Here is a 9,316-nt window from a genome sequence, read left to right as displayed (position 1 = left end):
GGTAATACAAAGGATGGAAAAATCAGATGGAAGGTTATTGGAACATTCGCCGTAAACACAAGATGTGGACATAGGGTGAATGAGGTGGCCGTAGAAGATTCCTTGCCTACATCTACTATGGCATACCGTTCAATTCCGTTTGCGATTACCGTTCCAAATCTTGAATATTTCGCGATTCAAAGTTTTATGCATGAATCATCAACCCGGCACTGTGGACTCCTTGCCATAGTCCTTGCTTAGATCAATACAATTTTGAGTGTAGATTGTAAATGCTATTCCAATAATCAAAGAAGTAGCTCAAGCACAAAATATTGAGATTACGAATCTCTTGCACGACACCAGACACCTTGCAATTAGATAAAATATCTATGATATCAATATGTAAAGATAAGCGTTGTGTATCTGGACTCAGGTTGAACCTTTTTGTGAAATCCGGGCGGTTTTTGTACCTAACATATTGTACCTAAAAACTGCATGAAAAATTTTAAATTTGAACCGATATTTTTTTCATATTAGGAAAATGCGCTTTCTGTTGAAAGCTCCGGAAATTTTAAAATCATATACAGCGAATAATTGAAGATTCTTTTTTGCCTGTCACAACCGAATTTATTGCCGGTAAATTTTACGGCGTAAACCGGATTGTATTTGTTAATAAATACCTGCAGGCTTTTAGCTTTGGTATTAAATCCGGCTTTTACCTCCACCGGGATGATGCTACCGTTAGTTTCAAGCACAAATTCGATTTCAGAAGTCCTGCCGGACCAGGTGACAATTGTATCCAATCCATAGGAGCACAATTCCTGGAGCACAAAGTTTTCAGCAAAATAGCCCTTATAGGATCCATAATCGTAGCGCAGAATGCTTTCCGGTTTCAGGTTTATCATGGCTCCGAGCAAACCGATGTCAAATAAAAAGAGTTTAAAGCTGTTTTCCTTTGCGCCAGCCATAACAGGTACCGACGGATGTAAATTCGTATTCACTTTTAAGGCAAGTCCCGCCTTGACTAACCACTCTATCGGGTCCGCCAGGTCATCATAGCTTCTGTATCCCTTGGAGATAATATTCTTAAATTTAAATTTTTTTGATTTTTTATCCTGTGTATTTGACAGTTGAAGGGGTATCACCCTGAATACGCGCTGAATGTGACGGGAGTTGGTACTCCCGGCATATTTTGAAAAATCGCTTTCGTAATGGAGAAGGAGTTGCTTCTGGAGCTGCCGTACAGCCCTGAATGCTTCAAGGGGCTCATCTTTTCCGGCCGTGTATTTGCTTATGACTTCAGGCAATCCCCCCGTAATAAAATACTTTTTCAGCAAATCAAAAAGACGCCTGTGGTAGATATCATCGGTCTTGCCACCCTTAAAATTTTTCAAAAACGACAACGCCATTTCTTCACCCGTTCCGGCAAGGAATTCCTCAAAGTTCATTGGGTACATATGAAGAATTTCAACTTTTCCGACGGGAAACGGCTCCTCACTATGTGCAACACCCAGATTTGAACCGGCGGCCGCAACTGCCAGTCCGCTCATGGACTGGCTAAAATACTTTAGAGCAGTTATTGCTCTGGGGATTGCCTGTATTTCATCGAAGATTAATATATCCTTTTTAATATTAATTGACTTCCCCGATACAAAACTGAGCTTATCTATCAATTGTTTGGGATCTAATGAAGAATCAAGAAAAATTGGGGCCAGATCGGTTTTTAATTCTTCAAGATCAAAATAATGTGAGTGGTTAAACTGGTTGTTGGCAAAATTTTCCAGAACATATGTTTTCCCCACCTGTCTCGCCCCTTGCAGGAGGAGAGGTTTTCTTGATTTCTTGTTTTTCCATTGAAGTAATCTTGCTTCAATTTTCCTTTTCATAGTCAGTGCTCATCCCCATCTTTAGCAACCTGATAGAATTTTAGCTTGATTAGGGTACTATGCATATCATTGAATAAAGAAAAAAGCAAGGAAAATGTTTGTTGTCATAAAGAAATAAGCAGGGAATATCTTTGTTGTTATAAAGGAAAAAGCAAGGAATATCTTTATAAGCATGAAGATAAACACAATGAAAAAATATAATTATTCAGGCGAGGCGGGTTGCAGGACCATTGCTGTGCGGGTTGGAAGGTATAAGCTGAGCAGATTTCGTTCCCGCCCCCTTGAAGTATCGAATATGGTCAGATGGTGTTGATCCGGGTGTAAGCGGTTGTGGCCTTGGCCTTCTCTATGCCCACTTCCCCTGAGTCTGCCATTATAACATTACAGTCAGGGATGAGGTTCATTAATAATGAAGATATGGTAATCAAATTATCCTGTTTGTCATCAATGGCTAATATCTTTGGCATGATTTCCTCACTTCATTCGTATATTAGATATAGATTGTCAGTTTTGGACACAGATTGAAAGCATACCGACAGGTTTAAAGCGCTTTTAGATTAATAGAGATAGAATAAAAGGAGATTGACAAATATCTATGATGTCAATATGTTGAGATAAGCGTTATGTGTCTGGGCTCAGTTTGAGCATTTTTATGAATTTGATATAAAAATTGATTCGCTCTGATTTTCAGTCTTGATCCAGCACCTCTCGTATTTTTTCCGCAAGTTTCCTTTTAACTATTGGTTTCATGATATATCCGCTGATTCCCCATGCATTTGCTTTCTCGTTACTAATTTGCTCACTAAAACCGGTACAAATAATGATTGGTATGTTTGATCTTATCGCCATAAGTTTTTGTGAAAGCTGAACACCGGTCATATTCGGCATAGTCATATCCGTAATAACAAGATCAAACTTGTCAGGGGCTGCCCGAAATGCCTCCAAAGCTTCAATACTGCTGGTTCTTTCCGTAACATGATATCCAAGCCGCTGCAACATCTGCTTTTCCATGCGAACAATCTGATCTTCATCATCGACAAGCAGAATTCTTTCGGTACCCTTTTGAACCGGTGTGATGGTGTCAATTTCCTCTGTTTCAGCCTGGGTTTTTATTACAGGCAAATAAATATGAAATGCAGTTCCTTGGCCCGGGTTACTGTAAAACTTTATATCACCGTTATAGCTTTTGACGATTCCATGCACTACAGCGAGACCAAGTCCGGTGCCTTTACCTTTTTCTTTGGTGGTGAAATATGGATCAAATATTCGGTTCGCGACAGCCTTACTCATGCCGATGCCGGTATCCGCTACAGTCAAACAAATATATGTCCCAGGAGTCATAACTGGATCTCTTAAATCCTCGACATCTAATTCAATCTCTTTTAGGGTTACTTCAAGTTCGCCGCCAGCCTCCTCCATGGCATGATAGGCATTGGTCATCAGATTCATGGCTACCTGATGAATCTGGGTCGGATCAGCTATAACCAAACCACAATCTTTTTTGATAAATTGCTTAATCTTAATTGTTGATGGCAATGAAGATCTTATAAGCTTTAAAACTTCTTTTATAACTAAATGAACCTGCAGCGGCTTCAGCTCCTGATCAGCTTGACGGCTGAACGTAAGGATCTGTTTGACCAGATCCCCGGCACGTTTGGCTCCGTGTAGAATTTCATTTATGCTATTGCGAAGCGAGCTGCCTTCAGCTGTATCTTCCAGCGCCATTTCTGCAAAACCAATAATTGGGAAAAGTATATTGTTAAAATCGTGGGCGATACCCCCAGCCAACGTGCCGATAGATTCCATTTTTTGGGCTTGCTGTAATTGAGTTTGGAGTTTCTTTGTTTCTTCCTCTGCCTGTTTGCGTTCGGTAGTATCGATGATAAAACCTTCTATTCCAACAACTTCTCCAAAATGGGAGACAGGCTTTGCAGAAAAAATGTGATGCCCAATAGAACCATCTTTACATTTTCTGCTAAATTCTCCTGTCTTATACTTGGGATCTGCCCTCATTATCCCGGCTATAAATTTTTTAGCTCTCTCTACATCATCAACCTGCTGGATTATTGTAAAATGCTTGCCAATAATTTCATCAGTGGAAGAATACCCATACATTTTTACCCAGGATTCATTTACATCTTGGATAAAACCATCTCGATCGATAAAAAAGTAGCCTGCATCTGTATTTTCAACAACAGAACGGAAACGCTCCTCTCTCTCCCTCAGTGCTTCTTCCGCCTGCTCGCGCTCGGCATTTACTTTAGCTGTGTGAAGAGCCATCTCTATGGTGATCTTAAGGTCTCTATCCTGGAATGGTTTGAGAATATAGCCAAAAGGAATCGTAAGCTTGGCGCGCTCAAACCTTTCTTCGTCGGCATAGGCGGTAAGGAAAACAACAGGCATTCCAAAGCGAGACCTAATAATTTCGGCAGCTTCAATCCCATCCATCTCACCTTTGAGCACAATGTCCATCAGCACCAAATCAGGGTTAAGTTCTTCTACCTTTTCAATGGCCTTCTCACCATAATTTACTATGCCGGAAATAGAGTATCCAAAATTCTTCAAACGGCTTTCGATATCCATGGCGACAATACCGTCATCTTCCACTATCAATATCTGTGCTTTTGCCATAACCAAATCCTTTCCTTGGTTTATACTTTGCTCGTTTTAATAAGAGACGAAACTGGGTACCTTCTGTTCTATTTAGTTCCATTTTCCCCTCAAGTGTCTGTTCTGCTAATACCCTGACCAAGTGTAAACCCATTGACTCCGTATCCCTGACATCCAAATCCTCTGGAATACTTACCCCGTCATCTCTGACTGATAACTCGAATTCATCTCCGTTGATTGACCGAAGGCTTATATTAATTTCACCTTCTTTTCCTTGTGGAAACGCATGTTTCAGGGAATTGGAAACCAGCTCATTGATAATCAATCCGCATGGGACAGCATTTTCAATGTCGAATGAAACATCCTCGTTTTGTCAGAAAGACAAATAAGAACCATACATATTTTAAACTTCATAGAGTATGAGCCTATTCCGGTTTTATAAGGTTTATACCTATAGCTTTGGTAATGTTTCTGTTTGTTGTAGGTTAGTCTTGCAAGAAGGGCTTATATTTAGATAATTATCTTTAATTACAGAAGGTATGTCAATTCTTTTAAGTTATGGAAAGGAGGGAGGGGATTGGGTCTGGCCAGGAAATGGGCAGCTTTTTCGAGTTAAAGGCAGCTTATATACACTTTTTAAGAATGAGTGCCGTCCTGTGATAGCTTGCAAGTACCTATGTTCACTCGAAGTTGTGATAATGACGTATCTCCAAAATTATACCCCGTCCGTTTTGGAGATACCTGCATTAGTCTTGCACAAATAAAAACCAATTGATGTGTTCCCGGCATATGACTAGTCGCCGCCAACCACCGCCGCCGATCCACCTACGGAGATGAGACTTCGGCGGTACACAAGGCTATCTTGCCGATCCCGATCGTTCGACCTTGAGGTCTTTCGGCCCCGAGCAGTTCGGCCCTGAGCTCACTGTCGAAGGACTCAAGGCCGAAGGGCTCTCGACAGGCTACCCGATCGAAGCCTACTTTTAGCAGCCGGCCCATCGAGATCAGATGGTAAGTTTTGTCCCAAAAACACGTAACTCTGTGTTGTTTTATGAAATGCGACGGTTGACGATCCGGCGCGCTTCTGATATCTGAGTATCGGTTGTCATTGAGGTCGATAGGTTTCCATATATTGCGGTTTACATGAGTTCCATGCACAATCGTAAATTTCCGATACACTCCCTTCCCAAAAGGGAATTCTTATCAACCTTTTTGCGATTCTTAACGCACTGGCCAAATCAGACGGACAATATTTATTTCCTATGGAGGTTATAATGGTAAATTTGAAAGAAGTGGAACAAGCCTTAAATACCTATATCCGACCGCTGACCTTCCCGCTGGCCATCAAGATGTTGAAATCGGAAGCGGAAATACCCGAAAGAACGCGCCGGCCTTTTCAACAGATGAAAAAAAAGGTCGCCATCTGCCAGGGAATCGGTATGGCACGAAAATTAGGCTGGGCGGTGGCGATGGGCCAAGAGGATATGCAATGTTCTTTGGGAGCCGCTCCCTTTGGGTTTTTCAAGAATATTGATTTTTGGAATGAAGGCAATATCGCCGCCGGTATGTTTGCTTCTTCCAAGGAGATTGGCAAAAAGAAAGAAGATCTTGTCGATCGTTTTGCGTACGAATATTACAGCCATATCCTGGTTGCGCCTTTGAACCGTGCGGCTTTTGAACCGGATCTGTTTATGATTTACGGCAATCCGGCGCAGATTATGAGACTGGTTCAGGGGGCTCTTTATGATGAAGGGGGAGCGGTGCATTCCTCTTCTATGGGAAGGTTGGGATGTGCATCCATTATTACGGTGATAAAAAATGACGAATGCCGCTATGTTCTCCCGGGAAACGGCGACAGAGTCTTTGGGATGACTCAGGATTACGAGATGGCTTTCCTGGCCCCGGTTGCCAAGATGGATGCGGTTTTGGACGGATTAGCCAAAACCCATAAAGCCGGTGTCCGCTATCCGATTACCAGTTTCTTCAATTTTCAGGCAACGTTTCCCCCTTCTTATCAAGAACAAATGAAAATCTGGGAGGAAGAGGGAGAATTATAGATGGAAGCATATAAAAGAAGGCAGAGAATTTCTGCCGCCTTTAAAAGGACATTTACGGATGCGCAACCGCAGATTGACCGCATCCCCGCCTACCTCTTCACGGGGCAGTGCAACGCCCAGCTTGTGGGTGCGTCCATCAGGGACTGGTTGTTGGACCCTGACATTTTTGTGAAGGCTCAGGTGGCCGCTTATGAGCGCTACAAACCGGACATTCTTCTGATGATGTGGGACCTGCTCACGGACGTAGAGGCCATCGGCAACGAACTCAAGTTTCCCGAAGACAGCCTTTGCATCTCCACAAAATTAGCCCTTGAAGACAAGACCAAACTGAGCAGCCTGACGCTTCCGGACCCGAATAAAGACGGACGCCTTCCCGGTTATTTAGAGGCTTTGGCCGCGACGAAAAAGATCATCACCGATTCGATCATATCCGCGGTGATCGCCGGGCCCTGGACCATCGCGCTGGGTCTCAGGGGAGCCACCGAGCTCATCATGGACGCCATAAAAGATCCGGATTATGTCCATGAGCTCATGCAATTCTGCACCCAGGCGTCTATAAGATTTGCGGAAGCGATCATTCCCTTGGGGGTGGGGCTCGGGTATTCCGAAGCCCCCGCCTCCTGCAGTCTTATCTCGCCCAAAATGTACCGGGCCTTCGTCTTTCCGTATCATAAGCAGATCGTGGACCACTTCAAAGCCAAGCAGGTTGGCCTGGGACTTCACATCTGTGGATATGCGGATCCCATTTTAGAGGATATGGTCAAGACCGGCGTGACCAATATCAGTATCGATGCACCCACGGATTTGGCAAAGGCGGTGGCGGCAGCCCGGGGTAAAGCGGTCCTCATCGGCAACCTGGACACAAATCTTTTTTTTACCGGAAGCAGGGATGAGATGAAGCAGGCCATAATAAATTGTATCGATAAAGCCCCCCGGGACAGCGGATATATTCTGGCGTCCGGTTGCGAAGTGCCGGCGATTGCCCCACCGGAAAAGATTGACTGGTTTAATGCGCTCGTTGATGAGCTCGGTCGCTATAATTAGCCCCTGGTTTTACCGGGCAATGATTGAAGGGATGCAATTTTGATCACACGTGTCAGGCCAAGCAGTGGATGGCGGTGAACCGGATAAATATATAACATCGCCTAAGGCGGTTTTATATTATGTCCAGTAGTAGCCTGGCGCTTTGCCAAAAGGTTGTCCAGCCAATCCGGATTCATTTCCGGGATAGAAGAGAGTAAAAGCTCCGTGTATTCATGATGAGGCGGTGTTAGAATTTCCTGCTTCTCGCCCTGCTCGATAATTCTGCCCTGCAACATGACGACAATCTCATCGGAGATGGCTTTAACTGTTGCCAAATCATGGGTTATAAAAAGGTAGGACACACCCAGGTTGTTTTGGAGGCGCTGCAACAGTTTCAATATCTCCTCGGCAACCAGTTGATCCAGAGCCGATGTTACTTCATCGCAAATAATCAAGCTGGGGTTGGCCGCCAGGGCTCGGGCAATACATATCCTCTGTTTTTCTCCCCCGGACAGTTCCCCGGGATACCGCTCAATATATTTTTCCGACAACTCGATCATCTCTAAAAGTTCGATGATCCGGCCCTCTCTTTCTTTGCCGTTCATGCCAAAGTAAAAAGATAGGGGACGGCCGATAATCTTTCTTATCTTTTGTCTGGGATTGAGGGCCGTATCCGGCATTTGATAAATCATTTGCATTTGTCTGAGGCTTTCTCGATCGCGCGATTTTAAAGCCGGCGGCAGTTCCTGCCCTTTGAAAAAAATTTTACCCTGAAGCGGCGGCAGCAAACCGGTGATTACCCTGGCCAGGGTGCTTTTGCCGCTGCCCGATTCGCCGACCAGCGCGACGGTCTGGCCGCGTCTGATTTTAACATTAATATCTTCGAGCACAATTTCCTTTGCGGTGTAACTTGCCGACACGTTTTGAACTCGCAGAATAACATCGCCGTTATTGTTGTCTCGATCCGTCTCTTTCCTGAATGTACGAACAGATAACAGTTGTCTGGTATATGCTTCTTTGGGATTTTCCAAAAGTTGTCTGGCATCACCTTCTTCAACAAGATTCCCGTATCTCAGTACCATAATCCGGTCGGCTAATTGCGCCACCACTGCCAGATCGTGGGTAATATAAATGGCCGCCATATTGAATTGCTTGGTGATATGTTTGATGGCGGCCAGAACCTCGATCTGCGTGGTAACGTCCAGGGCCGTTGTCGGCTCGTCAAAAACGATGATTTCCGGTTGGCAGGCCATGGCCATGGCCACCATGGCGCGCTGAAGCTGACCGCCGGAGACCTGATGGGGGTATCGGTAACCGATCTTCTCAGGATCCGGCAGCAGAAGACGTCGGTAAATGTCTATCCCTTTTTGTTCGGCTTCGGAAAAATTCATCAAGCCGTGTTGGATCGGTGCTTCAGCAAACTGTTTTATGAGCCGATGCGCCGGATTAAATGAAGCTGCAGCGCTTTGAGCCACATAAGCGATACGCGTGCCTCTGATTTTTCTTTTGATCTCTCGCGATGCGCCGCACAATTCCATGCCGTCAAAAACAATCGACCCGGAGGCAATGCGACAACCCGGCCGGGTGTAACCCATTGACGCCAGCCCGATGGTTGATTTTCCCGCACCGGACTCCCCGATCAGCCCTAAAACTTCGCCTCTGTCCAGCGTGAGATCGATGCCGTTGACGATCGGCATCCATTTCTCATCACTGTATCCTTCAATATTCAGGTTTTTAATTTTCAGTAATTTGCTCATATTC

9 protein-coding genes are annotated in these 9,316 nt (G+C 44.5%); 3 read left to right on the top strand and 6 right to left on the bottom strand.

Annotated elements, in window-relative coordinates:
• On the top strand, positions 1-240 hold a 240-nt coding region (locus tag V3S16_RS15735; RefSeq protein WP_413886638.1), incomplete at its 5' end, for a hypothetical protein.
• 272 nt (positions 241-512) lie between these two features.
• Here V3S16_RS15735 and V3S16_RS15730 read toward each other — a convergent pair.
• The 5 genes from V3S16_RS15730 to V3S16_RS15710 all read right to left on the bottom strand — a co-directional run bounded on the left by V3S16_RS15730 (position 513) and on the right by V3S16_RS15710 (position 5,654).
• The gene (locus V3S16_RS15730; protein ID WP_413886636.1) at positions 513-1,865 is read right to left on the bottom strand and encodes an ATP-binding protein; all 1,353 of its coding nucleotides are present in this window, start codon (positions 1,863-1,865) and stop codon (positions 513-515) included.
• A gap of 299 nt (positions 1,866-2,164) precedes the next feature.
• Positions 2,165-2,332 carry a hypothetical protein gene (locus tag V3S16_RS15725; protein ID WP_413886635.1) on the bottom strand — a complete coding sequence of 56 codons (168 nt, stop codon included), beginning with the start codon at positions 2,330-2,332 and terminating at the stop codon, positions 2,165-2,167.
• A 220-nt stretch (positions 2,333-2,552) separates the two neighbouring features.
• Positions 2,553-4,496, bottom strand: coding sequence for a response regulator (locus V3S16_RS15720; protein ID WP_413886633.1), 1,944 nt, complete (start codon positions 4,494-4,496; stop codon positions 2,553-2,555).
• A complete protein-coding gene (locus V3S16_RS15715; RefSeq protein ID WP_413886631.1) occupies positions 4,462-4,800 on the bottom strand; it encodes a sensor histidine kinase in 339 nt (112 codons plus the stop codon). Before V3S16_RS15715 ends, V3S16_RS15720 begins: the two co-directional genes overlap by 35 nt.
• Positions 4,801-5,300: 500 nt before the next feature.
• Positions 5,301-5,654: a hypothetical protein gene (locus V3S16_RS15710; protein WP_413886629.1), complete on the bottom strand. Its 354-nt coding sequence runs from the start codon at positions 5,652-5,654 to the stop codon at positions 5,301-5,303.
• 95 nt (positions 5,655-5,749) lie between these two features.
• Between V3S16_RS15710 and V3S16_RS15705 the strand changes: the two genes are divergently transcribed.
• Both V3S16_RS15705 and V3S16_RS15700 read left to right on the top strand, forming a co-directional pair.
• Positions 5,750-6,532 (top strand): DUF169 domain-containing protein, encoded by a 783-nt coding sequence (locus V3S16_RS15705; RefSeq protein ID WP_413886627.1) that lies wholly within the window; start codon positions 5,750-5,752, stop codon positions 6,530-6,532.
• Positions 6,533-7,576, top strand: a complete 1,044-nt coding sequence (locus tag V3S16_RS15700) for a uroporphyrinogen decarboxylase family protein (RefSeq protein ID WP_413886625.1) — start codon at positions 6,533-6,535, stop codon at positions 7,574-7,576.
• Positions 7,577-7,677: 101 nt separating this feature from the next.
• On the opposite strand, the gene V3S16_RS15695 is transcribed toward V3S16_RS15700, so the two are convergent.
• On the bottom strand, positions 7,678-9,316 hold a 1,639-nt coding region (locus V3S16_RS15695; RefSeq protein ID WP_413886623.1), incomplete at its 5' end, for an ABC transporter ATP-binding protein.

This window comes from Candidatus Desulfatibia sp. (assembly GCF_036446775.1).
Taxonomy (GTDB): domain Bacteria; phylum Desulfobacterota; class Desulfobacteria; order Desulfobacterales; family UBA11574; genus Desulfatibia_A.
The sequence above is the reverse complement of the archived record's forward strand: the minus strand, read 5'-3'. Positions and strand labels throughout refer to the sequence as shown.

Excerpts from the sequence above, each read along its gene's own strand:
- V3S16_RS15725 (WP_413886635.1), bottom strand. The coding sequence starts at position 2,332 with ATGCCAAAGATATTAGCCATTGATGACAAACAGGATAATTTGATTACC.
- V3S16_RS15720 (WP_413886633.1), bottom strand. The coding sequence starts at position 4,496 with ATGGCAAAAGCACAGATATTGATAGTGGAAGATGACGGTATTGTCGCC.
- V3S16_RS15705 (WP_413886627.1), top strand. The coding sequence starts at position 5,750 with ATGGTAAATTTGAAAGAAGTGGAACAAGCCTTAAATACCTATATCCGA.
- V3S16_RS15700 (WP_413886625.1), top strand. The coding sequence starts at position 6,533 with ATGGAAGCATATAAAAGAAGGCAGAGAATTTCTGCCGCCTTTAAAAGG.
- V3S16_RS15730 (WP_413886636.1), bottom strand. The coding sequence starts at position 1,865 with ATGAAAAGGAAAATTGAAGCAAGATTACTTCAATGGAAAAACAAGAAA.